Here is a 26100-nt window from a genome sequence, read left to right as displayed (position 1 = left end):
ATCCGACGTGCCTAGGCTGGACGCAGCGGACAAGGGGGAACAGGTGGGGGAGGGGAGCGGGCGGTCGCTGATCGGCGCCCTGGGACGGGTGCCGCGCGCCCTGCGCGAGGACCTCTGGACGATGGCCCGCGATCCACTGCCCCGCCAGGCGTGGTTCGGCTGGCTGCCGCACGGGCACCTGGTGCTGCTCGCCCTCGTCTCGGGCGCGGCGAAGATGGCCGAGTACGGCAGTGCGATGCCCGTGCTCACGGGGCCGATGCAGTTGCTCGTCGTCCTTCAGGCCGCCTCTCTGGTCCTCGCTCTGAGCCGGCCCGTGCCGGCCTGGTGGCTCTCGACGGTCACGCTGTTCCTGACCGCGCAGGTCGGCGATTCGATCGTCGGACCCGACCTGGTGTGGCCCTGGAGCCTCTGGGGCATCGTGGTGCACACCTTCGTCGTGCTGCTCCTCGCCCTGCGGGTCCCGCTGCGGGTCACGGTCGTCACCCTCGTGATCACCGTGCTGTCGGGGCTCGTCAACACGGTCGTCCCCACGGGCTTTCCCCACAACGAGGACCTGGGCGGCGGAGCCATCGCGTTCGCCACCGCGGCGGTGGTGGGAGCCTCGCTGCGGATGAGCCGGGTGGCGCGGACGCAGCTCGTCGCCCAGGAGGTCATCACCGCCGAGGAACGGTCACGGCGTGCTCTGCTGGAGGAGCGCGGCCGGATCGCCCGCGAGCTGCACGACGTCGTCGCCCACCACATGTCGGTCATCTCCATTCAGGCGCAGGTCGCCCCCCACCTGGTCGAGAATCCCTCCGACGAGCTGAGGGAGAACCTCGCGGGCATCCGCCAGAACGCAGTCGAGGCGCTGACCGAACTGCGCCGGGTCCTCGGTGTCCTGCGGTCGGAGGACCCGGCCGCCGACGGTGTCCGGCACAGCCCCCAGCCCACCCTGGACCGGCTCGACGAGCTCCTCGACAACGTCCGCGCCACCGGACTCGCCGTCGAGGCGGTCACCACCGGAGAACGTCGCCCACTCTCACCGGGCGTCGAACTCTCCGCGTACCGCATCGTCCAGGAGGCACTGAGCAACGCGATGCGGCACGCACCGGGCGCGCGGGTGCGCGTGGAGACCGGCCATCTCGCGGCCGGACTGACGCTGCGGATCACCAACACTCCACCGCCCCGGCCCGTCGGTCCCTCGCCCGCCCCGCTCGCGCCGGGACCGGGACACGGGCTGCTCGGGATGCGGGAGCGCACCGCCATGCTCGGCGGCGAACTCACGACCGGACCGACCCCGGAAGGCGGCTACGAGGTGACCGCCTCCCTCCCCGTCGAACCTCGCAAGGAAGGCATATGACGACCAGTCCGATCAGGGTTCTCATCGCCGACGACCAGATGATGGTCCGTCAGGGCTTCACCGTGCTGCTCAACGCGGAACCCGGCATCGAGGTCGTCGGCCAGGCGGTCGACGGAGACGACGCCGTCGCCCGATCGGCCGAACTCGCCCCCGACGTCGTCCTGATGGACATCCGCATGCCGGGAACCGGCGGCATCGAAGCCACCCGCACGCTCACCTCCGTCGCCGGCTCGGCCGTCAAGGTGCTCGTCCTGACCACCTTCGACCTCGACGAGTACGTCTACGAGGCGCTGCGAGCGGGCGCGTCCGGATTCCTCCTCAAGGACGCGTCCGCCGAGGAACTCGCCCACGCGGTACGGGTGGTGGCCGCAGGTGACGCCCTGCTCGCGCCGCACATCACTAAGCGGCTCATCGCCGAGTTCTCGCGGCTCAGCGCGGCCCCCCGCGCCCCGCTCAAGGACCGGGTCGGCGATCTGACGGAGCGCGAGACCGAGGTGCTCGCCCTGATCGCCAGCGGTCTGTCCAACGCCGAGATAGCGGCCCGCCTGGTCCTGGCCGAGCAGACGGTCAAGACCCATGTGAGCCGCATCCTGATCAAACTGGGCCTGCGTGACCGTACCCAGGCAGCCGTCCACGCCTACGACATCGGTCTGGTGCGCCCCGCGGGGAGATGAGCGGCCCGGCGCCGGACGTGGGCCACGGGCCTGCTCGACTCCGGTCCGGCTCGGGCCCGTTCGACGCGTGAGGCCCCGGATCCCTCAGGACCCGGGGCCTCACGCGCGCGTGTTCGTGTCAGACGGCGGGCGGAACCCGCGAGGGGCGGCCGGCTCCCCTGGTCAGGGTGTATCCGCCGATGCCGGCCAGCGCGCCGAGCACGCCCCCGACGGCCGTCCAGATCCAGCGGTCGGACCACCAGCCCGAGGCCCAGCCGCCCTCGGGCGCCCGCGCCTCCACGGCGGACGGCGTGCCGGCCGAGGCCGCGTCCTCCGTCGTGGCGCCGGGCACCAGCGGCGCCGCGAGGGAGCCGCCGCCCGCGTACGCGCCGCCCTTCTCCACCGAGGTCGCCCCGATCCTGGCGGTGAACGGCTGCCCGAGGTCCTCCTCGGGGAGGCCGGTGACCGTGAGCCGCACGTAGTAGCTTCCGGGCAGCGGGTCGTCGTCCCAGGTGTCGGCCCAGGGACGGACCGGGCGCAGGGTGCAGGCCAGCTCGACGGTCGCGGCCTCCTGGGCCGCGGCCCTGGACTGCATCCCGTACATGCACGGCTGACGGCGGCGCAGGCCGTCGTAGACGTCGATCCGCCAGGTGGAGGCGCCGTGCCGGACGGCGGACTCGGGCAGGGTGACCGAGGCCGTCACGGTGGGACGCTGTCCGGTGTCCGCAGGGAAGACCCAGTACAGGTAGTCACCCGTGGAGGCCTCCGCGGTGGCCTGCTGACCCTGCCGGAAGAAGGCGGCGGTACGGAACGTGGTGCCGGCCTCGGTCGGCCCGGCCGCCGCCTCGGCGCTCGCGCTGCCGCTCGGGGTGGGGGTGTCGGCCAGGACCGGCACGGCGGCCGGTCCGAACAGGGCGGCTCCGGCCAGGAGGACGGCGCTCAGCGCGCGTACGGTACGCATCAGTTGGTCCTCCAGACGGCGACGCGCCAGCGGGACAGCCAGCCCCACAGCAGACCGCCCACGAAACCGGCCAGAACGAGCACGCCGAGCAGCCACCAGCCCCTGCCGAGACCGAACGCGGCCACGTCGGAGGCCTCGTCCGGCGCGTCGACGATGTCGACGGCCAGCTCGATCGGCATACCGGGCGTGGTCTTGACCGACGGCGGAGCCGAGAACGAGTTGCTGATCTGCAGGCAGACGGTCTCCGCCGCGGGCTTGTCCGCGTCGGCCCCGTCCACCTCCCGCCTGGGATAGCGCAGTCCCGTCGAGATGACGTCCGTCCGCCCGTCGCCGGCCTCCGAGCCGCGGACGATCTCACGGCCGCGCAGGGTCACCGCCCGCAGCAGGACGCCGTAGTCGTCGTTCACGGCGCGGTCGGCGGAGACGCTCACCGAGGCGCGGAGCTCCTGGCCGGGCAGGACGTCCACCCGGTACCAGCGATGCTGGCCGAAGGTCTCGCGGTCGGTGTACACGCCCGGCTTCAGGGTCGGGGCGTCGGCGCAGCGCGCGGTGCCCTCGGCAGCGACCGGGGTGACGACCGGGTCGGCCGCGCGGTCGACCAACTGCTTCACCCGCTTGGAGAGTTCATCGGTGTGCCGGACCGAGGTGTACGTACCGCCGGTCGCCTCCGCGATGCAGGTGAGCTGCTGGCGGATCTTGGCGTTCGGCACCAGGCCGAGGGTGTCGATGGTCAGGTGGATGCCCCGGGCGGCGATGTCGCGCGCCACCTCGCAGGGGTCGAGCGGGGCGCAGGTGTCCTCCCCGTCCGTGATGAGCACGATGCGGCGGGTGGCGTTGTCGTCACCCTTGAGGTCCTCCGCCGCACCGAGCAGGGCTGGTCCGATGGGCGTCCAGCCGGTGGGGGCGAGGGTGGCCACGGCGGTCTTGGCCTCGGTGCGGTCCAGCGGGCCGACCGGGTAGAGCTGCCGGGTGTCCTTGCAGCCCGTCTTGCGGTCCTGCCCGGGATAGTTCGCGCCGAGGGTGCGTATGCCGAGCTCCACCTCCTCGGGCACCGCGTCGAGCACCTCGTTGAAGGCCTGTTTGGCGGCGGACATCCGGGACTGGCCGTCGATGTCGCGGGCACGCATCGAGCCGCTGACGTCGAGCACCAGCTCGACCTTGGGGGATTCCTTGGCCACCGGTTCGTCGGCGGCGGCGCCGGTCGGGAACAGCCCGACGGCCAGGACGGCGAGCAGCGCGCAGGCCCCGGTCGACAGCCGTTTTCTCGTGATCATGGGCGGATCGTAGGGATGATCGTCCGACAATCCAAAACGGCCCCGTGCGCGGGGGCCTGAGGGGGCGTCCGCGCGTCCGAAACGTCCACTACACGTTCATCGCGCCATGGAACCGGCCGCCGGACGTGGGACACGGACGACCGTGCACATCGCGAAGGGCCCGCACCCCCTGGAGGAGGTGCGGGCCCTTGCCCTTGTCGTGCCGTCCTACGAAGCCGACTCGCGAAGCCGCCTCACGAAGCCGTCCAGTCGGCCGGGACCGGCAGGCCCCAGTCCTCGCAGGCCCTGACCATCACCGCGCGGACCTTGGGACCCGCATGGGCGTAGGAGAGCGGGCCGTCCCGGCCGATCAGGTAGTCGCCCGTCAGGCCGCCGAGGAACTCGCGGACGACCGGCTCGGGCGAGGCGGCGACCCGCTCCAGGCACGTGCGAGCGGTCGACGACGCGGGCAACCCGTCGCAGCCGACGAAGTACCTCTTCTACGTGACCCCTCGGGACCAGGCGGACCACCCTGGTGACTTCACCGGCGACAAGCTGCCCGACCTGATGGTCGTGGACGGCAACGGAAACCTGCGGCTCTACCCGTCGGAGGCTACGACCGACCTGGTGAAGGGCACCGGCGACCTGGACTACTCGATGTCGGGTTCCTACCGCGGCAATCCCGCCAAGGACCCGAACGGCGACGACGGGCTCCCGCAGTACGTCTCGGCACCGTCCGGCTACTGGAAGAACACGCTGATCACGCACCTCGGCGACATCTACGGCGGGGACGGCCTCCAGGACCTCGTCGCGCGCCGTGAGGGCAGGCTGTGGGTGTACCCGGGCGACGGCTACGGCGGCGTGAACGTCGACAAGCGGCAGGAGATCCTGTTGCCGTCCAACGCGCCGGCGCCGGACACCATCACCCAGATCGTCTCCGCCGGAGACGCCACGGGCGACGGCAAGACGGACTTCTTCCTGAAGGTCGGGGACGCGCTGTGGGCCCTTGTCGGCTACAACGGCGCCAGCATCGAGACGGCCGTCCAGCTGTCCAGTTCGCCCTGGCTGGAGCGTGACATCGTCACGGTCCAGGACATCACCGGAGACGGGGTGACCGACATGATCTACCGCACCGACGTGTCAGGCCGCCTGCTGCTCCGTACCGGCAAGAAGGACGCCGACGGCAGCGGCGTGGAACTCACGTCCCTCGCGTCCGCCGCCAACTCCGCGACCGGGGTGGACGCCCAGTACGGCGCCTCGGGCTGGGGACGCAGCAACATTCGGCTGTTCTACGGCACTCCGGACGCCAACGGCGACGGCATCCCCGACATCTGGACCCTGCGGGTGGACGGAGCGGTGCGCTTCTACGCCGGCAGCCGCGGGGAGATGTCGGGCAGCGGAGTCGAGATCGTCGGCAACAGCGACGGCGTGGGCTGGAAGAACAAGCTCGCCATCGGGTGACGTGACACCTGAGCCACCACGGCGGGGCCCGGCCGGTCGGCCGGGCCCCGCCGTGTCGTGTCGTGTCGTCGACCGTTCAGCGGTGCTCGGGGTTCTCGAAGTCGAAGCGGCAGCCGGCGTCCCACTCGGAGCGCTGGTTTCCGTGGGCGGGGACGCCCCCGGCGTCCTTGAGCATCCTCGCCAGGTGAAGCTGGTTCCAGGTCATGAAGGTCGTGTTGCGGTTCGTGAAGTCGTTGTCCGGCCCGCCCGACCCCGCGTCGAGGTAGGAGGGCCCGGGCCCGGCCTCGCCGACCCATCCGGCGTCGGCCTGCGGGGGGATCACGTACCCGAGGTGCTGGAGGCTGTAGAGGACGTTCATGGCGCAGTGCTTGGCGCCGTCCTCGTTGCCGGTGATCAGGCAGCCGCCCACACGACCGTAATAGGCGTACTGACCCTGTTCGTTGAGGATCGAGGAGCACGCGTACAGCCGCTCGATGATCTTCTTCATGACGGAAGAGTTGTCTCCCAGCCATACAGGTCCAGCCAGGGTGAGGATGTCCGCGGCCATCACCTTCGAGTAGATGACCGGCCACTCGTCCGTCTCCCACCCGTGTTCCGTCATGTCCGGCCAGACACCGGTGGCGATGTCGATGTCCACCGCCCTGAGCACCTCGACCCGCACGCCCTGGCGCTCCATGATCCCGGTGCTGATGTCGATCAGCCCCTGAGTATGGCTCCGCTCCGGAGAACGCTTGAGCGTGCAGTTGATCACCAGGGCGCGAAGGTCCGTGTAGGAAGTGCCGGAGTCGGTCATCGAGGTGTCGTCTCCTTGCCGGGTGGGTCCGCCGGAGTGCCGCGGTCCGTGTCCCACGCCACCCCACCAGCCTCGGCGACACCGGGCGGCGGAGCCAACGCTGGGCGACCGACCGGATGACACGCGCGGGGCCGCGCTCAGAGCCGTACGCGCGCCGCCACCGGAAGGTGGTCGCTGCCGGTGTCGGGCAGCGTCCAGGTCGTACCGACCTCCGCGTCGCCGCGCCCCAGTACGTGATCGATCCGGGCGAGGGGCAGGTTCGCCGGCCAGCTGAACGCGAAGGCCTCCCGGTTGCCGCGCACCTGGGAGAGGACGGGAGCCAGGCCCCGGTCGTCGACGGTGCCGTTGAGGTCGCCGAGGACGAGGACCGCGGCGGACCGGTCGGCCGTCAGGGCGCGTCCGAGCCGTGCGGCGCTCTCGTCGCGCCACGCGGTCGCGTAGCCCTGCGTGGCCCGCACCCTGACCGAGGGCAGGTGTGCCACGTACGTCGCCACCGGCCCGTGCGGACCGCGGACGACGGCCCGCAGTCCCCGCTCCCAGCCGGCAGGCACCTGCGCGGGCTTCAGGTCGACGCGGGCGACGTCCGTCAGCGGGTACTTCGACCACAGCCCGACCGTCCCCACGGTCGCGTGATGCGGATGCGTGGCCGCGAGAACGAGTCGGAAGGCCGGCAGGCTCGACGGCGTCAGCTCCTGGAGCGCGACGAGATCGGGGTCGGGACCGAGGAGGATCCGCCCGACCCGCGAAGGGCTGGTGTTCTCGTCGCTCACGTTGTGCTGCACGACCGTCAGGTCGTACGACCGGGAGGCGTCCGGCGCCGACGACGCCAACGGCTCCTGGAACACCCCCAGCCAGACGGCGCCCACGACCAGGCACGCCACGGCGGCGAGGACCGAGCGGCGCAGGGCGGCGACGACGAGCCCGAGGGGGACGGCGAGGCCGAGCCAGGGCAGAAACGTCTCTGCCAGACCGACCGGGTTGCCCGGAAGCCGCGGCAGCAGGTGATGAACGAGCAGCAGCAGGCCGGCCACGGCGACGACGGCCGCCGTCAGCAGCCCGCGCCTTCTTCGTGTCCCCTCCACGTTCCCCCCTTCGGGGGAGGGGACGCCGGCAGGGGAGATCCAGTTCCCGGCAGAGGCGCGGGCGGCGCCGGGCCGGGCCGGCGCGCCCCGCACCACGCGCCCCGCACCACGCGCCCCGCACCACGCGCCCCGCGCCCCGCGCCCCGCGCCCCGCGCCCCGCGCCCCGCGCCCCGCGCCCCGCGCCCCGCGCCCCGCACCACGCGCCCCGCGCCCCGCGCCCCGCGCCCCGCGCCCCGCGCCCCGCGCCCCGCGCCCTTCACACCAGGCGGCCGTCCCTCGCGACCACACGCCCGGCGCGTACCACCACGTCACGGCGCGGCTGGTCGACCACGACCTGAGGCACGCACTCGCCCTCCACCAGCATGAAGTCGGCCGGAGAGCCGGCACGGAGATCGGCGCGCGGAAGGCCCAGCAGATCCGCGCCGCCGTCCGAGGCCACCCGGAAGCAGGCCTCGAGCTCCTCGTCGAGCCGCACGTCCAGCGCCCAGCCCGCCAGCCATGCGCGGTGCAGCATGTCCGCGTTGCCGAACGGGCTCCAGTTGTCCCGTACGCCGTCCGAGCCGAGGCCCACTCGGACACCGCGCTCGGCGAGGCGACGGAACGGAAGGACCGTGCTCGCCGACAGGGCGACCGTCGTCAGGGAGACCCCGGCGTCCGCGAGGACGTCCGCGATCACGTCCAGCTCTCCGCCGGACAGCTCGGCCACCGCGAACCCGTGCCCCACGTTGACCTTCCCCGCCAGACCCAGCGCCTTGGTGCGGGCGGCGATGTCACGCAGCGGCCCGAGGCCCCGCTCGCCCCTGTCGTGGAGGTGGATGTCGAGCCCGAGGCCGTGACGCTCAGCGATCCCGAAGACCGTGCCGAGCTGCCCGCCGTCGCGCCCCGCGCCGTCGAGGTCGAAGCCCGCCGGGTCGATGCCCCCGATGTGCGTGACGAGCCCGCCGGCCGCCGCCTCCTCCAGGAGCTCGGCCACGCCCGGCGTACGCCCCACCCCGTGCTGCGGGAAGGCGACCGCCTCGACGTCGAGGACTCCGCGCAGCTTCTCCCGCGCCGCGGCCAGGGCCTCCACGCCTTCGAGACCGTACGCGGGAGCGACGTCGACATGGGCCCGCGTCGCCCGGGTGCCCTGGGCCGCCGCGTGCGACAGCAGCCGCAGCGCCCGCTCGGCCACGGGCGTCCGCTGCGCCCGGTGCAGCACCACGTCGCCCTCGACGTAGGCCGCGATCCCCCGTGCGGGGCGCCGACTGTGCCAGGGCTCGCCCCACGTCGTCTTGTCGGGGTGCAGGTGCGCGTCGACGAGGGTCGGCAGCGCCAGCCGGCCGCCTCCGTCGACGTACTCCACGGCGGCCTCCTCGGGGACCGTGCCCGCCTCCGCCAGGATGCCGTCCACCGCCGTCAGGTCGGTTCGCGGGCCGCCCCAGGGCCGGACGTCGCGGAAGACGGTGACGACGGGCGAAGCGTTCGGGACCACGGTGGGAACCTCTCGGTGAGCGAGCGGGGACGTCTTCGGATGGTGGTGTACCACGGGCAGGCCGGCTACAGGACCGCGATGCCGAGCGGGCGTTCACCCGCGGGAATCCGCCGTGTCTCGCCGCTCTCCACGTCGACGACCGTGATGCCGTCCCACCAGCCGTCGCGGGTGAAGCCGCCCGTGACGTACGCGGTGCGGCCGTCCTCGGATACGGCGACGTCCTCGTGCGGACCCTCCAGCGGGTACACGCGCTCGGTGCCGTCGGGCGCCCGGACCGTCAGTGAAGGGCCCTCGTCCTCCGACGGGTCGATCGGCCCCGTGCCGACGACGAACAGCGTGCCGTCGGCGGTGATCGTGGCACCGTGCTGGTGCGTGTCCGCGGTCATCGGCGCGATCTCCGTACGGCCGGTGCGCGGGTCGACCACCGCGAGGCGCTCCCCCTCGAAGGGCAGCAGCAGCCGGCCGTCCGAGGGCCGTACGACTGCGTAGTGCGGCTTGAGCCACGAGCCGAGACCGCCCTCCGTGCCGTACGGGGCGACCTCGATGCGGCGCGCGTCGAGCGTGTCCGCCCGGACCACGGTCACGTCGAACGAGTCGTGGTCCGTCGCGTACACCTCGGAGCCGTCCCGTGCCACGTCGACGTCGAAGGGCCGCCGGCCGACGGGGACGGTGCCGGTCACCTCCCGGCGCGCGGTGTCGACGAACTCCAGAGTGCCGTTGCCGCCGGGGACGTTGACGCCGACGTAGACCCGCCCGCCGTCGGGGGAGAGGGCGATGCCCATGCCCCCGCCCCGGTACTCGCCCGTGGTGACGGGGCCGGTGTCGGTCTCGTACGGGATGAGGGCGAGCCGTTCGCGGGTGCGGGTGTCGACCACGGCGACGCCCTCGGCGGTGGCCACCCAGGCGCGCCCGTCGGCGCCGACGACCAGACCGTACGGAGCCGTCCCCACCTCGACGGAGCCGAGCGTGCCGCGCTTCGGGTCGACGAACGTGACGGTGTCGGAGCCGAAGTCGGCGACGAGGAGTGTCCCGTCGGGCGTCGGCGTGGGAGCCGTACCCGGGGGAGTGGCGGGGGAGGAGTTCGCGGGGTCCGACGACCGCGCGGCGGTGGAGGCCTCGCCGGTCCCGGCGTGGACAGCCTGGCCCGGTGCGCACCCGACGAGGACGGCCGCGACCGCGGCGGCCCCGGCCAGGACCCGAGCCCCCGTCAGGATCCGAGCCGCCGCTGGGGTCCGCGAGCCCGCCAGGGCCCGAGCCCCCGTCAGGATCCGAGCCCCCGCCAGGACCCGAGCCCCCGTCAGGATCCGAGCCGCCGCTGGGGTCCGCGAGCCCGCCAGGACCCGAGCCCCCGCCAGGGCTCGCCCTCCCGTGCGGGCGGGTGACGTCACCGTGCTCGTGCGCGTCATCGGACCGCCCTCCGTCCGGCGCGCGCCGACGCGGCCGCGAGCAGGCCGGCGATGCCGTCGAACCCACGTCGTCGCGCGTGGTCGAGCGGGGTCGTCCCGTCCTGGTCCGCGAGCAGCGGATCCGCTCCCGCGGTGATCAGCAGTTCGACGACCTCCTCGTGCGCCCGGCCGCCGTCGCCGAGGATGACCGCCTCCAGCAGGGCGGTCCAGCCGAGCCGGTTGACGTGGTCGACGTCCATGTCCGTCTCCCGCAGCACGGCGCGTACGTACGCGACATGGCCGCACTCCGCGGCGGGGATGAGCGAGGTCCCGCCGAAGCGGTCGGTGAGCGTCAGGTCCGGGTGCGCGCGGAGCAGCACACGCATCATCGGCACACTGCCCGTCACCCCGGTGATCAGCCACGGTGTGTCCGCCCGGCTGTCCCGCGCGTCCGGATCGGCGCCCGCCTCGACCAGCAGGGCGGCGGCGTCCACCCGGTCGGCCCGCGCGGCCAGCAGCAGAGGCGTGCGGCGCTCCGCGTCACGGCACTCGACGTGCGCGCCGGCGGCGAGCGCGGCGCCGACGCCGTCGGTGTCCCCCCGGTGGGCGGCCGCGAGCAGCAGCCGGTCGTACGGATCCATGGCGGTTCTCCTTCTCACGGCTGTCGGCAGCATGGACGTCGTCCCTTCCCGTCGGACGGCGGAGGCGGGCGGTCCGCCCTCCTCACCATCGTGCGGCCGCCGCCGCGCGCCACCGGTCGGACCAGTGGATCCCCCGAGGGAGCCGACCGGTGGACCCGGGGTCGACCGATCGGATGACCCCCGGGTTCACGCGGGCGCCGTGAAAAGCAGTGTCGGGCCGGGGTCTCCGCAGGTCAGAATGGACCTTCACCGACCAGGAGGAACCATGAGCCAGGCGTCCCTGACTCTCCGGGAGCTGCTGCCCCCGCAGGCGTTGGCCGAGGCCATCGATGCCGGGCACGTCACCCGCAAGGCACACCCCGAACTTCCGCTGTCGATCTACACGTACACGCGGACGTGCCAGTACGAGCGGATCTGGAACCAGGTGACGACGCGCTGCCGGGGGCTCGTCGCCGACGACGCGACCGGCGAGATCGTCGCGCTGCCCCTGCCGAAGTTCTTCAACATCGGTGAGCACGAGGCCGGTCAGCCCTACGCACCCGCCCTGCCCGACGAGCCCTTCGAGGTCTACGACAAGGTCGACGGCAGCCTCGCGGTGATCTTCCACTACGCGGGCCGGTGGCGGGTCGCCTCCAAGGGCTCCTTCATCAGCGCGCAGGCGACCTGGGCGCAGCGCCGGCTCGACGGCCGGGACACCGGTGCGCTGACCCCCGGCGTCACCTACCTCGCCGAGATCCTCCACCCGCAGAACCGGATCGTCGTCGACTACGGCGACCGGCGTGACCTGGTGCTGCTCGCCGCCTTCGGCCCGGACGGCACCGAGGTCCCGCTCGCCGAGGCGGCCGCCGACTGGACCGCGATCGGCTCGGTCGTGCGGACCTGGCCCGCCATGCCGCTGGACGAACTGCTCGCCCTGACCGAGGCGAACACCCTGCCGGGCGGACAGACCGCCACCGGCACCGACGCCGAGGGCTTCGTGCTCCGCTACGCCTCAGGTGTGCGCGCCAAGGCCAAGCTGAGCGAGTACGTACGCCTCCACAAGGTGCTCACCGGCGTCACCGAGCGGGACATCTGGCGCAGCCACGGCATCCAGCGCTTCGCGGGAACGTCCGTCAAGCGCCTGGCCCAGGGCCTGGGTTGCTCGGTCGCCGAGCTCGGCGGCGTGAAGTCCGCGGGCGGCCGGCCGCTGGACGCGCTCCTGGAGCAGGTGCCGGACGAGTTCGACGCCTGGGTGCGCGGGGTCATCGCCCGTCTGGAGGACGAGGCGGCGGCCCGCGAGCGCGCCATCGACGAGGCGTACCGGGGCGTCGCCCACCTGGCGGGGGACCGGGGTGCCTTCGCCCGGGCCGTCAAGGCCCTGCCGGTCGACGGCGACCTCCGGTCGGCCCTGTTCCTGCGCCTCGACGGGCGCCCCACGGACCTGTTCGTCTGGCGCTCCGTCAGGCCCGAGGCGTCCGACCCGTTCACGACCGATGTGGAGAACTGAGCCGTGCCCGACGTACACGTCATGACGGGGCTTCCGGCCTCGGGGAAGACGACGGCCGCCCGACGGCTCCAGACGGAGGCCGAGGGCCGGATGCGTCGAGTCAACCTCGACGACCTGCGCACCATGCTGGACATCCCCGCTCCCGAGCGGGGCCGCTCCCACGCCCACGAGCGGACCGTCCTCGACATCCAGGACGCGGCGGTCCGCTCGGCCGTCGAGGGCGGCTTCGATGTCGTCGTCGACAACACCCACCTGACCCCGCACATCCCCAAGCGGCTGAAGGCGGCCGTCGTCGGCCTCGACGCCCGTTTCGTGGTGCACGACTTCACCGACGTACCGGTCGAGGAGTGCGTACGGCGCGACGCCGCGCGCGAGCGGCCCGTCGGGGAGGAGATCATCCGCATCCTCGCCGACAAGCACGCCAAGGCCACCCGGGGCGGCTGGCGGCTGACCGCCGAGTGGCTGGGCGAACGGCCCGCGGCCGTGCCGTACGTCCCCGACCCGGCGCTGCCCTCGGCCGTGCTGTGCGACATCGACGGCACCCTCGCGCTGCGCGGCGACCGCGGCCCGTACGACTTCACCCGCTGCGACCTCGACCTGCTCAACGTCTCCGTCGCCCGCGCGCTGCGCGCCTTCCGCAGCGCCGAGAACGACACGATCGTGCTGCTGTCCGGTCGCAGCGAGGACCACCGCGCCCTCACCGAGTCGTGGCTCGCACGCCATGAAGTGCCGTACGACGAGCTGTGGATGCGGGCATCGGACGACGGGCGCGGCGACGACATCGTCAAGGCCGAGCTCTTCGACGCGCACATCCGCCACCGGTTCGCGGTACGGGTCTCGCTCGACGACCGCGACCGTGTCGTCGCCCTCTGGCGCCGCATGGGCCTGCCGACCTGGCAGGTCAACTACGGCAACTTCTGAGCCGGGTCACGCCGGCGTCACCGCGCCGTCGAGGAGGATCCGCGCCGGCTCGCGCGGCTGGGAGAACATGGGCCAGTGGCCCGTGTCCCTCCGCACGAGCCGATCGCTCGCTCCTCAGCAGCGCCGCCACGTCGCCCGTTCGGTTCGGCGCCGTCCAGCAGGCACTTGACGTACGTCGCCGGCAGCTCACCGAGCGGGTGGGCCGGCTCGGTCGGCTCGGTGAGCGTCGCGCCCAGGTGGGGCGTCGCGCCGGCGACGAGACGCGCGATCTGCTCCTCGTCCATACCCTGGCCCTCGAACTCCGCGGCGTCGAGCGGCGGCCAGAAGCCCCCGTTCTCGGCGATCGCCCCCTCCACCATGGCCCGGCCGTCCGGCCACGCGGACACGAACGACTCACCGTCCGCCGGCACATTGGAGTCCACGAACACCACACGGGACATCCGGTCGTCGATCCGCTCGGCGGCCTGACCGACCGATGCCCGCGTAGCTGTGCCCCACCAGGACGACGTCCCGCAGATCGCGGCCCTCGACCACCTCGACGACGTCCGCCACGTGCGTCCGCTGCCGCGCCGTCACACCCCGCCGCTCGGCGACACCGGAGAGCGTCACCGCGTGGGCCCCGTGACCGGCGGCCCGCAGCTCGGGAACCACCTCGTCCCACGCCCACGGTCCGAGCCACGCGCCTGCGACCAGAACGAATTCAGTCATGCCGCCAACGTAGCGAAGGGGTCCGACAATCCGGCCCGCCCGCGTCGCCGCGTCTACCCTGGGTGTATGGGCGGTGACCTGGTCCGACTCTTCCTCTGCGGCGACGTGATGCTCGGCCGCGGAGTGGACCAGATCCTTCCCCACTCCGGCGACCCGGCGCTGCACGAGCGGTACGTGCATGATGCACGGTCCTATGTGGCGCTCGCCGAGGAGGCCAACGGCCCCATCCCGCACCGCGTGGACTACACCTACCCCTGGGGCGTCGCGCTCGACGTCCTGGACGCCGAGGCGCCCGACGTCCGTGTCACGAATCTGGAGACCGCGGTCACCACGAGCGACGAGTTCGCGCCCGGCAAGGCGGTCCACTACCGCATGCACCCCGAGAACCTGCCGAGCCTGACCGCCGCCCGCCCCGACGTCTGTGTCCTCGCCAACAACCACGTCCTGGACCACGGCCACCAGGGCCTGAACGACACCCTCGACACCCTGGCCAAGCACGGCGTGGCCACGGCGGGAGCGGGCGAGGACGCCGAGGAGGCGGCACGGCCCGTGGTCGTCCCCCTGCCCGGGGGAGGACGGTTCGTCGCGTACGCCCTGGGCATGGCCTCCAGTGGCATTCCGCGGGACTGGGCCGCCACAGCGCGGCGCGGCGGCGTCCACTTCGCCTCGGGGCCAGGCCACTCCGCCGCCACCGGCCTCCTCACCCGGATCCGGGACACCAGGCGCCCCGGCGACATCGTCATGGTCTCGATCCACTGGGGTTCGAACTGGGGGTACGCGCTCTCCCGTGCCGACGTCGACTACGCGCACGAGCTGGTCGACGCGGGTGTGGACGTCGTGCACGGCCACTCCTCGCACCACCCCCGGCCCCTGGAGGTCCACCGGGGCAAGCCGGTCCTCCACGGCTGCGGCGACCTGATCAACGACTACGAGGGCATCACGGGCTACGAGCAGTACCGCGACGATCTGCGTCTCCTCTACCTCGTCACGCTGAGACCCGAGGACGGCCGCCTCCAGGAGGTACGCATGATTCCCCTGCGGGCCCGCCGCCTGCGGCTGGAGCACGCCCCCCGCCGCGACGCGCGCTGGCTCCACGACGTACTGGGCCGGACCAGCCGGCCCTACGGAACGCGGGTGGACCTCGACGAGGACGGGACCCTCGTCGCACGCCCCGCCTGACGGGCGGCGGCACGCACCCGCCCGCACACACGCTCCGACCAGGGAGACGAGCGGGATGTACTTCACCGACCGCACCGACGCAGGACGGCAGCTCGCCGCACGCCTGGAGCATCTCAAGGGCCACGACGTCGTGGTTCTGGGGCTTCCGCGCGGCGGGGTGCCGGTCGCCGAACAGGTCGCCGACGCACTCGGCGCGCCCCTGGACGTCTGTCTCGTACGCAAACTGGGGGTGCCGTTCCAGCCGGAGCTCGCCATGGGAGCCATCGGCGAGGGCGACGTCCGGGTCCTCAACGACCATGTCCTGGCGGACACCCGTGTCTCCGGAGGCGATCTGGCGGCCGTCGAGTCACGCGAGCGCGCGGTCCTCGCACAGCGGGCCCGGCGCTACCGGGGCGACCGCCCGCCGGCCCGGCTCGACGGCCGCACGGCCGTGGTCGTCGATGACGGACTGGCGACGGGCGCCACGGCGGTCGCCGCCTGCCGGGTCGTGCGCGCCCAGGGGGCCGCGCGGATCGTCCTCGCGGTGCCGGTCGCGCCGAGCGACTGGCCCGAACGGATCGGCCGGGAGGCGGACGAGACCGTCTGCGTGCACGAACCGGCGTTCTTCTACGCGATCGGCCAGTTCTACGAGGACTTCTCACAGACCCCGGACGAGGACGTCGTCGCCTGTCTGGAGCGCCACCACTCCGGGCGGGGGGCGGACGCCCGGGATCCGGAGGTGCGCATCCCGGCCGGGGAGGTGCGGCTCGCGGGCCAACTGGTGGTGCCCGACGGCGCCCCGGGGATCGTGCTGTTCGCCCACGGCAGCGGCAGCAGTCGGCACAGCCCGCGCAACCGGGCCGTCGCGGAGAGCCTGAACCGTGCCGGTCTCGGCACGCTGCTGTTCGACCTGCTCACCGAGGAGGAGGCCGACGACCGCGGCAACGTCTTCGACACGGAGCTGCTGGCCGGCCGGCTCGCCCGGGCCGCGCACTGGCTGGGGGGCCGGCCCGGCCTCGACGGCCTGCGGATCGGCTACTTCGGCGCCAGCACCGGCGCCGCGGCCGCTCTCTGGGCCGCGGCGGACCCGCTCTCCGACGTGGCCGCCGTCGTCTCACGCGGCGGGCGCCCGGACCTCGCCGGAGCGCGCCTCGCGCAGGTACGCGCTCCGACGCTGCTGATCGTGGGGGGCCGCGACCCGCTCGTGCAGGAGCTGAACGAGTCGGCCCAGGCGCGGCTCACCTGCGAGAACCGGCTCGTCGTCGTCGCCGGTGCCGGGCACCTCTTCGAGGAGCCCGGCACGTTGGAAGAGGTCGGCCGACTGGCCTCGGGCTGGTTCGCCGACCACTTCTAGGGCGTCCGTCAGTACGGTCCGTTGACGTTGTCGATGGAGCCGTAGCGGTCCGCGGCGTAGTTGCAGGCCGCGGTGATGTTGGCGACCGGGTCGAACAGGTCCATGGACGTTCCGGGCACGTGGTACGCCAGGAAGGTCGGCTCGATCACCTGCAGGAGGCCCTTGGACGGGGTTCCCTTGACGGCGTTGGAGTCCCAGAGGTTGATGGCCTGGGGGTTGCCCGAGGACTCACGCATGATGTTGCGGTGGATCCCCTCGTACGAACCGGGGATGCCGTACTTCTGCAGGACGTCGAGCGACTCGCGGATCCAGCCGTCGAGGTCGTTGGTGTAGCTCTTGGCGGCGACCGGCGCGGCCTTGGCCGGGGCGGCCTTGGTCACGGTCTTGGCCGATGCGGCGCCGGGCGCGGCACTGCGCTGCTGCGAGCGGTCGGCGCGGTCCGTGCTCGTCGTACGCGCCGGGGCCTTCTGCTGCTTCGTCGCGGCCGCGGGCTTCCCGCTCAGCGTGAGTTCCAGACCCGGACGAATAAGTGACGGATTGTCACCGACGGCCTTGCGGTTCGCCTTGTACAGCGCCTTCCAGCCGCCCCGCACACTCTGTTCGTGCGCGATCACGGAAAGGGAGTCGCCGCGGACGACGGTATAGATCTTGGCAGCGGAATTCCCGGCGGTGGGAATCGATTCGGCGATCTTCGCCGGGCTGCTGAAGACGGTCTTCTCGAGGGGCGCGACGGCCGGGGCCGTGTTCGGCGCCGCGTGCGCGGTGGCCGTGGCCACGAGGGGGAGAGCCAGCGCGGCTCCACCCGTGCTCGCGAGGGCGATACCTCGGCTGAGGGGACGTCGCTTGGGGCGCCGGTGCTTACCGTGAGCGGACATGCGGGATTCCTCTCCGGCGCCTGCGGGGTGAGCTGTCGGGTTCGGGCTGGAGCTGCCCGGCCGCACGCGTGCGGCTACACCCCAAGCCGGTCCGGAAATCCGGGACGGCGAAAAAACTGGGTCCCCCGCTCCTGCCGACGGGTGAATGGCTGGTCTTTTTCGGACGGTGGCAGGATTCGGCGATCCGTCCGGGTCGAGGTGACCGTAGGCGAGGAATGTCGGACGGAACAAGGTGGGGCATGGATGCGAAATGAACAGGAAATTCAGAAATGCGTTCCAGGTGATCACGGCCGAGCCGAACTGCCGTGCGGCACAAGGGGAAGGCGCCCCTCCGCATAGGTTGCGTCCTCTTCGCGTGATTCACGTCACCCGTGATCCCAAAACGGTCATACGGGCAATTTCATCCCAGCCAAGAAAAGGGACACAAGGGCATGAAATTGCCCTTGTGTCCCTTTTTGTCGGAAGTGGTGGTGTGTGTCAGCCCGTGACGCTGGGTGTGCCGGTCTCGATGTGGCCGGTGTAGCGGCGTGACCAGGTGCCGTCCACGTCGGCCGTGATCGTGAAGTCGTACCAGCCGTTGCTGTACGCCACCGCGTTGAAGAAGTCCTCGCGCGACGAGCCGGCCGGGACCGTGTACGTCCACGGCCCGTCCGTGCGGTAGGCGTTCGAGCGGATCGTGAAGGTCACGGGACCGGGGGAGGTGTTGGTCAGCCTGAGGTAGAGCGCCGACTTCCCGGTGCCCGGCTCGGTCGCGAACCGCGCCGCCACCTCGATCGCCTTGCCGGCCTTGGACGCGTCCCCGATGAAGCGCCTCAGGAAGCGGTTGGGGCCCATCATCGAGATGTCGTACTTGCCCGACCCGGACCCGAGCCCGATGTTGAAGTAGTCCGTGGCGGTCGCGCCCGGGTCCACGGTGTACTGCCAGGCCGCGGTGTCCCGGTGCTGGTGCGGGTGGATCGTGAAGTGGGCGGCCCGCTTCGCCTCCGCGCCCTGGTTCGTCATCGAGAACCAGGCGAGGATCTTGCCCGCCGCCCCGAACTCGAACCGGTCGAGGTTCCCGTTGACCTGGTACGGCACGGCGCGCGCCGGCCGGGTGCCGGTCTCCTGTGCGGGCAGGGCGTTGTCCTGGGGCACCGGGTTCGGCAGCGGGCCGCAGGTGGACTGCCCGATGACCTTGGCGGTGGAGGGGAGGCCGGTGGGAACTCCGTACACCGGGCGCGCGAAGTCGAAGACTCCCGTCAGGTCCCCGGTGACCTTCCGCCGCCAGGCGCTGATGTTCGGGCAGGTCGCCGGGGTGCCGAGGGCGGCCGTCCAGGTCTCCATGAAGCGCAGGACCGAGGTGTGGTCGAAGACCTCGGAGCTGACCCAGCCGCCACGCGTCCAGGGCGACATGACGAGCATCGGGACGCGGAAGCCCAGGCCGATCGGCACGCCGTCGATGTACTCGCCCGCGGTGCCCGGCGGGGCGACCGGCGGCGGCACGTGGTCGAAGAAGCCGTCGTTCTCGTCGTAGTTGAGGAACAGCACGGTCGAGTCGAAGACCTCGGGGTTCGCGGCCAGGGCGCGGTAGACCAGGTCGACGAAGTGCGCGCCGTCGCCCGGAGGGGCGTAGGGGTGCTCGGAGAAGGCCTCGCTCGCCACCACCCAGGAGACCTGCGGAAGCGTCCCGGCGACCGCGTCGGCGCGGATCGCGGCGGCGATGTCGTCCGGGGTGGACCCGGTGACCTTCGGTACGGAGCCCATGCCGCGGTCGTACAGGGGGTTTCCGGGCCGCGCGTCGGTGAACTTCTTGAAGTACGCGAGACCGTTGTCGCCGTAGTTGTCCTGGGCGTTCTGGTAGACCTTCCAGCTCACACCGGCCCGCTGGAGCGCCTCGGCGTACGTCTCCCAGGTGAGCCCGGACTCCTCGCCGCCGTCCTTGCTGGAGGCGTCGATCTTGCCGCTCCAGAGGAAGGTGCGGTTCGGTCCCGTGGCGCTGAGCGCCGAGCAGAAGTACGCGTCGCAGACGGTGTAGTTGTCCGCGAGGGCGTAGTGGAACGGGATGTCGCCGCGGTCGAGGTAGCCGAGGGTGCGGGTGTTGCCGACGCCCGTGACCCAGTTGTCCATCCGGCCCTTGTTCCACGCCGCGTGCTGCGAGGTCCAGCTGTGCGGCAGGTCCCCGTTGCACTGAGCCAGGGTCTCCCCGTCGACCCCGCCCGCGGGCGGGGTGGCGCTCAGCTTCCACGGGTACTGACGCCCGCCCCAGTTGGGCTGGTTGAACATGCCCCAGCCGCCGGGGATGTTTCCAGCCGCCCGGTCGGCGAAGCCCCGGACGCCGCGGAGTCTGCCGAAGTAGTGGTCGAAGCTGCGGTTCTCCTGCATGAGGATCACGACGTGCCTGACGTCGGTGATGGTGCCGGTCGCGGCGGTGGCGGCGGCCGACGCCGTGCCCGCGGGCAGCGTCGCTCCCGCCACGAGCCCTGCCCCGATCCCGACGAATCCCCTGCGGCTGATGGGAGTCATGCCCCGCCTCTCGTGTCACCGCGTGCCCGCTTGGCACACGGTGGACAGGATGAGGGAGGTGCATCTAAAGGTATACGGCCGTGCGGTAATTCTTTGGTGAACTTAAGAAGGGCAGCAGGTCGCGGAGGTTTGATTGGTCCCCAATCGAACCAATGCGACAACGTGCGCCCTGCGGTCGGTCGTCTACGGGAGGGCTTCGGCGCCGTCCCGGCGCAGCATCAACAGCGCCGCGTCGTCCTCCGCGTGCGGTCCGCCCGCGAGGGAGCCGAGGAGGTGGTCGGCCAGCTCCTCCAGATCCGGAGGCCCGTGGGAGAAGGCGGCGGCCAGCCGCGAGAGTCCGACGTCGAAGTCCTCGCCCGGCTTCTCGACCAGTCCGTCGGAGTAGAGCAGCAGCGTCTCGCCCGGCGCCAGATGAGCCGTCGTGTACGGATACGGGGCGAGCCCCCAGTCAGAGGGGAGCCCCAGCGGCGGGCCTCCCGCGAGGCGCAGGCGTTCGACGGTGCCGTCCGCGTGGCGGAGCAGCGGCGGCGGATGGCCCGCGTTCGCCGCGCACACCTCTCCCGTGGCCAGCGCGACCCGCAGATAGGCGCAGGTCGCGAAGCGGTCGGCGTCCAGGTCCGCGAGGAACGCCGACGCCTTTCCCAGCACGCTGTCGCACCCGTGGCCCTCCGCCGCGTACGCGGTCATCGCGACGCGCACCTGCCCCATGAGCGCCGCGGCCTCGATGTCGTGCCCTTGCACGTCACCGATCGCGAGCCCCAGCCCCCCGTCGGGCAGCACCACCGCGTCGTACCAGTCGCCACCGACCCGCACCCCCTGTCGTGCCGTCCGGTAGCGCACCGCGATCCGGCCCCCGGGGATCGCCGGGATCCGTCGCGGCAGCATGGAGTTCTGCAGACCCGAGGCGATCTCCCGTGAACGGTCGAGCGCCAGCACGCGCTGGACCGCTCGGGCGACCGCCTTCGCCCAGGCCTTCATCAGGGTGTGGTCCGCCAGGGTGAAGACGGACCGGTCGTCGTAGAAGATGCCCAGGGCGCCGAGGGGACGCCCGTCGTCGACCAGCGGCAGGAACGCGCCGGCCGTCGCGTCGAAGCCGTGCCGATGGCGGGCCAGTCGCGGATAGCGGTCCAGGAAGGCGTGGACCGAGGTGAAGAAGAGCGGGCGGCCGGTGCGTACGGCGTCGTTCAACGGCCAGGAGTCCGCGAGCCGCGACTTCCGAGGGAACCCCGCCGCGTCCGGAGCGAGGACGGTGCGCACCATCTGAAGACGCCCCTGTTCCAGCACCCCGAGCGACATCGCCTTCGCGCCGAGCGGGCGCAGGCCCACCTCGTCGCCGAGGACCGCGGAGACCTCACGCACACTCATGGCCCGGGCCAGTGCGAGCGCGCCCTCGCCCAAGGCGCGCAGCGGATCCTGTGCCTCCTCGCCCGGTAGTCGCAGCGCGGAGTGCGCCAGGTCCGGCGTGGCGTCCCCGACCACCCCCACCACCCGGAGGCCGCCGTGTGGCTCCCTTGCGACGCTGCCCCGGGCGTGCGTCCAGCGGTTGCTCCCGTCCCGGGGCAGCACACGGAAGAAGGCGCTGAACGTGTCGCGCCGGCCCGCGAGGAGATCCGCCGAGAGGCCGGAGAGCAGAGACCAGTCCTCCGGCTGGATCCGCGGGCGCAGAACGTCGGCGCGGCCGGTGAGCTCCGCCGGCAGCAGATCGAACACGGTCCGGGCGACGGCGTCCAGGGTCAGGCGCCCGGTCGCGGGGTCCCAGGCGAAACAGCCGACGCCGTTCGCCGTGAGCGCCTCGCCGGGCTCCAGCCTCGGCCCCCTTTCGCCCATGCGGGTGCCGGTCAGCGCCGGGCGCGCCGACGGGCGATGTACAGGCCGAGGACGATCCCCACGAGCAGAGTGACCGTGAGCACGCTCCAGAGCGGCAGCGTGACCTCCGGGATCCACAGGCGGATCGTCACCGAGCCGGTGTTCGCGGCGATGAACCAGATGGCGAGAGCCGCGAGAACCAGGAAACCGATCGTGCGCAGCCGCATGTCCCGGCCCTTGACGGTCACGGTCGGGGGCGGATGCGGCGCTGATTCCTTACGGGCCATGAGGCCTATTATCGGACGTTCCGGGCGAGTGTGCTGGCTGTCGTGCGCCCGTCCTGGCCGGGATGCCCCGGTCCGCGCCCGGGGTTACGCTGCTTCGACGACCGCAGACGTCAGTCGACGCCGAGTGCGAGGCACGATGGCAGAGCGTGAGGAACGGGCGGAAGAGGAAGCCTCCGAAGGACGCCGTGGCGACCTCCATGGGCGTGAGGCCGTCGCCGTCTTCGACGCGAGCGGCGTCGTAGCCGTCTGGACGCCGGCCGCCGAACGCCTCCTCGGCGTCGAGAGCGCCAAGATCCTGGGCCGCCCGGTGACCGAGCTCCTGACGCTCGTCGATGTCGAGATGCTGACCCAGGGCGTCACGATCGGGCCCGTGGGGGAGGGAGAGCCTCCCGGCCGCTGGGGTCTTTGGCCCGCCGGCCCGCTCCCGGGAGGCATCCGCTCCGGAGTCCTGGACGCCGTCTTCACCCAGTCCCCGGTCGGCCTGCACGTGCTCGACCTCGATCTGCGCGTCCTCCGGATAAATTCCGCGGCCACCGGGATGCGCGGGGTCCCCGAGCAGGAGATCGTCGGCCGGCCGTTCGCCGAGGTCTACTCCCGCTTCGCCACGGGATCGATGGAGGACGCCCTCCGCGAGGTCCTGGCTTCGGGCGTGCCCCTCTTCGACCGTCGAGTCACGGGATACCCCCGTGAGGATCCCGCCCGCGAGCACGTCTTCTCCGTCTCCGTCTTCCGGCTGGAGGACGACCTCGGCCGCCCCCTGGGCCTCGTCGCCTCCTCCGTCGACGTCACCCCGCGCGTACGGGCGGGCGGCCGCCTGGCCGTGCTGCACCATGTCCACGCGCGGATGGGGCTCCGCCTGGACGCCGTGCAGTGCGCCCGGGAGCTCGTCCGGGCCGTCGTGCCCACCGTGGCCGACATCGCCACCGTGGCCCTCACCCCCTCCGAGCTGCACGGCTTCGACACGGACGCGACCTCGTCGGTCGACGCCACGCCGCGTTGCGTGGCCAGATGGCCCCCCGAGGCCGACGAGGTCCCGGAGGTGGGGGTCGCCCTGGACGTGCCCGGCGGCCACGTGCGCGACTCCGCCCCGTACGTGGAGGAGTCGGACCCGGCCGGGCCCACCCTCGTCGTGCCCCTGACCGTGCGCGGCACGCTGCTCGGTGTCGCCCGCTTCTCCCGCTCGCGCAGGCCCGACCCCTTCGAGGACGACGATCTGCGCCTCGCGGCGGATCTCGCCGCGCACACCGCCGTCTGTGTCGACAACGCCCGGCGCTACGAACACGACCACGCGGTGGCGCTCGCCCTGAAGGGGAACCTCGTCGGGGGCGGCCGCACCGGCCGGAGCGCGATGGAGACCGCACACCGCTACCTCCCCACCGGCCTCGGCACCGGCGCCTGGTTCGACGTCATCCCGCTGTCCGGCAGCCGCGTCGCCCTGACCGTCGGTCATATCGTGGGCGTCGGCCCCGACGTCATGGCCGCCATGGTCCAACTCAGGTCAGCCGTACAGGTGCTCTCCACCCTCGACCTCGACCCGCACGACCTGCTCGCACGACTGGACGACACCACCCGCCGCCTCGGCGAGGAACGGGTGGACGCCGGTACGGGCGGGCCGCTGACGGCCACGTGCGTGTACGCCGTGCACGATCCGGTCACCGAGACCTGCGCGATCGCCCGCGCAGGTGATCAGACCGTCCTCCTCGGCCAGCCCGACGGGAGCTGGTGGAACGGTCTCCTGGAGGAGACCACCGCGCTGGGCGCGGAAGGGCCGCCGTTCGCCGCCGACGAGATTCCCGCGCCGCCCGGCAGCGCCCTCGTCCTGCTTTCCGGCCGGGCCGACCCCGACGATCCGGAGCTGACCGCGCTGCGCGCGCGGCTGGCCGGCGCGGACCCGCCCCGGCCGCTCAGCGCCTCGGACCTCCACGACCTGCCCCTCGACCAGGCGGCCGTCCTCGTCGCCCGTACCCGGCCCCTCGACGCGGACGACGTCGCCTCAAAGGAGGTCACACCCAGCCTCACCGCCGTCTCCGGGGCCCGCCGCTGGGCCGTCCGCCGGCTGGACGACTGGGGCCTGTCGGAGACGGCGTTCGCCATCGAACTCATCGTCAGTGAGCTGGTGACCAACGCGATCCGGCACGGCGTCCCGCCGATCCGGCTCCGGATCATCCGCAACCCCGCCGACCACACGGTGACCTGCGAGATCTCCGACGCGGGAACCGCCGCCCCTCATCTGCGACGGGCCCGCGCGTCCGACGAGGGCGGGCGCGGCATCTTCATCTCGGGCGAACTGTCGGACCGCTGGGGCGTGCGCTGGACGGAGCAGGGCAAGACGGTCTGGACCGAGACCTCGTACACACCGTGAAGCCTCGGGGCCGGCGTCCGACGCGTGGCCTGCCGACCCGCGCACCGGCGTCGCGGAGACGCCGAAGTCCTCGTCCGGGCCCGGGTCGAGTCACGGCCGTCAGGTCCGGTCCCCGCGTTCCGGGAGCTCCAGGGGGCCGGTCGCCGGCCCCTGCAGCACGCGGCCGTCGGACGCCGCGAACCGGGAGCCGTGGCAGGGGCACTCCCAGGTGTCCTCCAGCTCGTTGAACCCGAGTTCGCAGCCCATGTGGGTACAGCGCGGCGGACGGGCGACGAGGTAGTGGCGGGCCACCGAGGCCTGGGCCCTGACGACGTCGGGGTACTCCCGCAGCGGCAGCGTACGGCGCGGGTCGAAGAGCTCGGTCCAGTCCGGACGAGGCCCCCCGGTCACATGGGCGGCGAGCAGCCGGCCCGCCATCACCCCGTTGCTCATCCCCCAGCCGCCGAACCCCGTGGCCACGAAGACGTGCTGCGTGTCCGGGTGCTCGTGGCCGACGTACGGGAGGTGGTCCGCCGACCGCACGTCCTGCGCGGCCCACCGGTACGTCGTCCGCGCCTCGCCGAACCCCGGGAAGATCCGGCGCGCCCAGCCCGTGAGTCGTTCGAGGCGCTCGCCGGTGTGATCCGTACCGGGCTCGAAGGCCTCGCCGGTGACGATCAGCAGCCGACGGCCGTCGTCGTACGGCGCGGTACGCACCGAGCGGGTGCGGTCCTCAGGCGTGAGATACATGCCGTGCGGAGCCCGGTCCTCCGGCACCGGGGCCGCCACCACGAGTTCGCGCCGCACCGTCAGCCTCGTCAGGAGCGAGCTGTGCACGGTCAGCGGGAAATGGGTCGCGACGACGACGTCCCGCGCGCGGACGGTGTGACCGGCCGCGGTGGTGATCCGGCAGTCCGCGTGCTCCCGCAGTTCCGTGACCCGCGTGTGCTCGTGGACCGTGCCGCCGCGGGCGACGAGGTCCTCCGCGAGACCGACCAGGAAGCGGTGGGGGTGGAAGAGGAGCTGGCGGTCGAGGCGTACCGCCGCGGCCACCGGGAAGGGGAGTTCGGTCTCCGTCACGTACGCGGTGTCGAGACCCGCCTCCAGGGATGCGGCCGCCTCGGACCGGATCTCGTCCGCGCGCCGGGCGTCGGTCACGTACGTGTAGGCGGGGGCCCGCTCCAGCTCGGCGTCGACGCCCGTCTCCTCGCAGAGGCGGACGACGTGCTCCAGGGCCTCCCGCTGGGCGCGGGCGTACCGGGCGGCGGCCAGGATGCCGTGGGTGTCACGGATCCGGGCGTAGGTGAGGCCGTGCAGGGCGGTCAGCTTCCCGGTGGTGTGGCCGGTGACGCCGCCGCCGATGCGGTCGGCCTCCAGGAGCACCACTTCGCGCCCGGCGCGGACCAGCTCGTGCGCGGTGCAGACGCCCGCGATGCCCCCGCCGATGACGACGACGTCGGCCGTGAGGTCCTCGGCGAGGGCCGGACGGTCGGGAGGGGCGGTGCCCCGCATCCAGTACGACATGCCGAAACTCGCGTCCGCCGGCATCGCGCGCTCCTTCGGGCCGGGGCGGGGACCGTCGGCCCGCGTCTGCCCGCCAGGTTCCGGATCACGCGCGGCCC

The 26100-nt window shown here is 72.6% G+C and carries 20 protein-coding genes, 2 pseudogenes and 1 riboswitch; of the genes and pseudogenes, 8 read left to right on the top strand and 14 right to left on the bottom strand.

The features are described 5' to 3' along the window. Window positions 1–7: 7 nt before the first annotated feature. Window positions 8–1339, top strand: coding sequence for a sensor histidine kinase (locus ACZ3IJ_RS11280; RefSeq protein ID WP_467467427.1), 1332 nt, complete (start codon window positions 8–10; stop codon window positions 1337–1339). Then, a complete protein-coding gene (locus tag ACZ3IJ_RS11275; protein WP_467467426.1) occupies window positions 1336–2013 on the top strand; it encodes a response regulator in 678 nt (225 codons plus the stop codon). The genes ACZ3IJ_RS11280 and ACZ3IJ_RS11275 overlap by 4 nt, the downstream gene beginning before the upstream one ends. A gap of 118 nt (window positions 2014–2131) precedes the next feature. Here ACZ3IJ_RS11275 and ACZ3IJ_RS11270 read toward each other — a convergent pair whose 3' ends face one another. The 3 genes from ACZ3IJ_RS11270 to ACZ3IJ_RS11260 all read right to left on the bottom strand — a co-directional run bounded on the left by ACZ3IJ_RS11270 (window position 2132) and on the right by ACZ3IJ_RS11260 (window position 4679). Beyond that, window positions 2132–2953, bottom strand: a complete 822-nt coding sequence (locus ACZ3IJ_RS11270) for a hypothetical protein (protein WP_467467425.1) — start codon at window positions 2951–2953, stop codon at window positions 2132–2134. Beyond that, a complete protein-coding gene (locus ACZ3IJ_RS11265) occupies window positions 2953–4227 on the bottom strand; it encodes a VWA domain-containing protein (RefSeq protein ID WP_467467424.1) in 1275 nt (424 codons plus the stop codon). Before ACZ3IJ_RS11265 ends, ACZ3IJ_RS11270 begins: the two co-directional genes overlap by 1 nt. A 233-nt stretch (window positions 4228–4460) precedes the next feature. Next, window positions 4461–4679: a hypothetical protein gene (locus tag ACZ3IJ_RS11260; RefSeq protein WP_467467423.1), complete on the bottom strand. Its 219-nt coding sequence runs from the start codon at window positions 4677–4679 to the stop codon at window positions 4461–4463. Between ACZ3IJ_RS11260 and ACZ3IJ_RS11255 the strand changes: the two are divergent. After that, window positions 4651–5667 (top strand): annotated as a pseudogene (locus ACZ3IJ_RS11255) (DNRLRE domain-containing protein); the annotation flags it as partial. The gene ACZ3IJ_RS11260 and the pseudogene ACZ3IJ_RS11255 sit on opposite strands and share 29 nt — an antisense overlap. Before the next feature lie 76 nt (window positions 5668–5743). Here the strand turns inward: ACZ3IJ_RS11255 and ACZ3IJ_RS11250 are convergent. The 5 genes from ACZ3IJ_RS11250 to ACZ3IJ_RS11230 form a co-directional block, all read right to left on the bottom strand. Further along, a complete protein-coding gene (locus ACZ3IJ_RS11250; RefSeq protein WP_467467422.1) occupies window positions 5744–6460 on the bottom strand; it encodes a flavodoxin family protein in 717 nt (238 codons plus the stop codon). A gap of 137 nt (window positions 6461–6597) precedes the next feature. Next, window positions 6598–7542 carry an endonuclease/exonuclease/phosphatase family protein gene (locus tag ACZ3IJ_RS11245; RefSeq protein WP_467467421.1) on the bottom strand — a complete coding sequence of 315 codons (945 nt, stop codon included), beginning with the start codon at window positions 7540–7542 and terminating at the stop codon, window positions 6598–6600. A gap of 257 nt (window positions 7543–7799) precedes the next feature. Beyond that, the gene (locus ACZ3IJ_RS11240; protein WP_467467420.1) at window positions 7800–9014 is read right to left on the bottom strand and encodes an amidohydrolase; all 1215 of its coding nucleotides are present in this window, start codon (window positions 9012–9014) and stop codon (window positions 7800–7802) included. Window positions 9015–9079: 65 nt separating this feature from the next. Beyond that, window positions 9080–10420, bottom strand: a complete 1341-nt coding sequence (locus tag ACZ3IJ_RS11235; protein ID WP_467467419.1) for a hypothetical protein — start codon at window positions 10418–10420, stop codon at window positions 9080–9082. After that, window positions 10417–11040, bottom strand: a complete 624-nt coding sequence (locus ACZ3IJ_RS11230; RefSeq protein WP_467467418.1) for an ankyrin repeat domain-containing protein — start codon at window positions 11038–11040, stop codon at window positions 10417–10419. The genes ACZ3IJ_RS11235 and ACZ3IJ_RS11230 overlap by 4 nt, the downstream gene beginning before the upstream one ends. A gap of 265 nt (window positions 11041–11305) precedes the next feature. Here ACZ3IJ_RS11230 and ACZ3IJ_RS11225 point away from each other — a divergent pair, with 265 nt between their 5' ends. Then, complete coding sequence (locus ACZ3IJ_RS11225; RefSeq protein WP_467467417.1) at window positions 11306–12526, top strand: RNA ligase; 1221 nt, start codon at window positions 11306–11308, stop codon at window positions 12524–12526. Between the two features lie 3 nt (window positions 12527–12529). Then, window positions 12530–13447: a phosphatase domain-containing protein gene (locus ACZ3IJ_RS11220; RefSeq protein WP_467467416.1), complete on the top strand. Its 918-nt coding sequence runs from the start codon at window positions 12530–12532 to the stop codon at window positions 13445–13447. A 6-nt stretch (window positions 13448–13453) separates the two neighbouring features. Here ACZ3IJ_RS11220 and ACZ3IJ_RS11215 read toward each other — a convergent pair. Beyond that, a pseudogene (locus ACZ3IJ_RS11215) lies at window positions 13454–14155 on the bottom strand (alpha/beta fold hydrolase). 66 nt (window positions 14156–14221) lie between these two features. Here ACZ3IJ_RS11215 and ACZ3IJ_RS11210 point away from each other — a divergent pair. After that, window positions 14222–15334, top strand: coding sequence for a CapA family protein (locus ACZ3IJ_RS11210; protein WP_467467415.1), 1113 nt, complete (start codon window positions 14222–14224; stop codon window positions 15332–15334). Window positions 15335–15389: 55 nt separating this feature from the next. Then, window positions 15390–16667 (top strand): phosphoribosyltransferase family protein, encoded by a 1278-nt coding sequence (locus ACZ3IJ_RS11205; RefSeq protein WP_467467414.1) that lies wholly within the window; start codon window positions 15390–15392, stop codon window positions 16665–16667. A gap of 8 nt (window positions 16668–16675) precedes the next feature. On the opposite strand, the gene ACZ3IJ_RS11200 is transcribed toward ACZ3IJ_RS11205, so the two are convergent. From ACZ3IJ_RS11200 to ACZ3IJ_RS11185, 4 genes are all read right to left on the bottom strand, one after another. Further along, a complete protein-coding gene (locus ACZ3IJ_RS11200; RefSeq protein ID WP_467467413.1) occupies window positions 16676–17542 on the bottom strand; it encodes a transglycosylase SLT domain-containing protein in 867 nt (288 codons plus the stop codon). A 4-nt stretch (window positions 17543–17546) separates the two neighbouring features. After that, a riboswitch (cyclic di-AMP (ydaO/yuaA leader) is annotated at window positions 17547–17703 on the bottom strand. A 316-nt stretch (window positions 17704–18019) separates the two neighbouring features. Next, complete coding sequence (locus ACZ3IJ_RS11195) at window positions 18020–20044, bottom strand: phosphocholine-specific phospholipase C (protein ID WP_467467412.1); 2025 nt, start codon at window positions 20042–20044, stop codon at window positions 18020–18022. A gap of 183 nt (window positions 20045–20227) precedes the next feature. Beyond that, window positions 20228–21871 carry a SpoIIE family protein phosphatase gene (locus ACZ3IJ_RS11190; RefSeq protein ID WP_467467411.1) on the bottom strand — a complete coding sequence of 548 codons (1644 nt, stop codon included), beginning with the start codon at window positions 21869–21871 and terminating at the stop codon, window positions 20228–20230. Between the two features lie 11 nt (window positions 21872–21882). Then, window positions 21883–22137: a LapA family protein gene (locus tag ACZ3IJ_RS11185; protein ID WP_391799191.1), complete on the bottom strand. Its 255-nt coding sequence runs from the start codon at window positions 22135–22137 to the stop codon at window positions 21883–21885. 136 nt (window positions 22138–22273) lie between these two features. Here ACZ3IJ_RS11185 and ACZ3IJ_RS11180 point away from each other — a divergent pair, with 136 nt between their 5' ends. Next, on the top strand, window positions 22274–24499 hold the full coding sequence (locus tag ACZ3IJ_RS11180; protein WP_467467410.1) for a PAS domain-containing protein: 2226 nt from the start codon (window positions 22274–22276) through the stop codon (window positions 24497–24499). A gap of 99 nt (window positions 24500–24598) precedes the next feature. On the opposite strand, the gene ACZ3IJ_RS11175 is transcribed toward ACZ3IJ_RS11180, so the two are convergent. Further along, window positions 24599–26026: an FAD-dependent oxidoreductase gene (locus ACZ3IJ_RS11175; RefSeq protein ID WP_467467409.1), complete on the bottom strand. Its 1428-nt coding sequence runs from the start codon at window positions 26024–26026 to the stop codon at window positions 24599–24601. Window positions 26027–26100 lie beyond the last annotated feature (74 nt).

It is taken from the genome of Streptomyces sp. NPDC013317, assembly GCF_055563155.1.
The sequence above is the reverse complement of the archived record's forward strand: the minus strand, read 5'-3'. Positions and strand labels throughout refer to the sequence as shown.

Coding starts and splice junctions, on each gene's coding strand:
- ACZ3IJ_RS11195 (WP_467467412.1), bottom strand. CDS start 20,044: ATGACTCCCATCAGCCGCAGGGGATTCGTCGGGATCGGGGCAGGGCTC.
- ACZ3IJ_RS11265 (WP_467467424.1), bottom strand. CDS start 4,227: ATGATCACGAGAAAACGGCTGTCGACCGGGGCCTGCGCGCTGCTCGCC.
- ACZ3IJ_RS11250 (WP_467467422.1), bottom strand. CDS start 6,460: ATGACCGACTCCGGCACTTCCTACACGGACCTTCGCGCCCTGGTGATC.
- ACZ3IJ_RS11200 (WP_467467413.1), bottom strand. CDS start 17,542: ATGTCCGCTCACGGTAAGCACCGGCGCCCCAAGCGACGTCCCCTCAGC.
- ACZ3IJ_RS11275 (WP_467467426.1), top strand. CDS start 1,336: ATGACGACCAGTCCGATCAGGGTTCTCATCGCCGACGACCAGATGATG.
- ACZ3IJ_RS11230 (WP_467467418.1), bottom strand. CDS start 11,040: ATGGATCCGTACGACCGGCTGCTGCTCGCGGCCGCCCACCGGGGGGAC.
- ACZ3IJ_RS11185 (WP_391799191.1), bottom strand. CDS start 22,137: ATGGCCCGTAAGGAATCAGCGCCGCATCCGCCCCCGACCGTGACCGTC.
- ACZ3IJ_RS11225 (WP_467467417.1), top strand. CDS start 11,306: ATGAGCCAGGCGTCCCTGACTCTCCGGGAGCTGCTGCCCCCGCAGGCG.
- ACZ3IJ_RS11270 (WP_467467425.1), bottom strand. CDS start 2,953: ATGCGTACCGTACGCGCGCTGAGCGCCGTCCTCCTGGCCGGAGCCGCC.
- ACZ3IJ_RS11205 (WP_467467414.1), top strand. CDS start 15,390: ATGTACTTCACCGACCGCACCGACGCAGGACGGCAGCTCGCCGCACGC.
- ACZ3IJ_RS11190 (WP_467467411.1), bottom strand. CDS start 21,871: ATGGGCGAAAGGGGGCCGAGGCTGGAGCCCGGCGAGGCGCTCACGGCG.
- ACZ3IJ_RS11235 (WP_467467419.1), bottom strand. CDS start 10,420: ATGACGCGCACGAGCACGGTGACGTCACCCGCCCGCACGGGAGGGCGA.
- ACZ3IJ_RS11180 (WP_467467410.1), top strand. CDS start 22,274: ATGGCAGAGCGTGAGGAACGGGCGGAAGAGGAAGCCTCCGAAGGACGC.
- ACZ3IJ_RS11210 (WP_467467415.1), top strand. CDS start 14,222: ATGGGCGGTGACCTGGTCCGACTCTTCCTCTGCGGCGACGTGATGCTC.
- ACZ3IJ_RS11175 (WP_467467409.1), bottom strand. CDS start 26,026: ATGCCGGCGGACGCGAGTTTCGGCATGTCGTACTGGATGCGGGGCACC.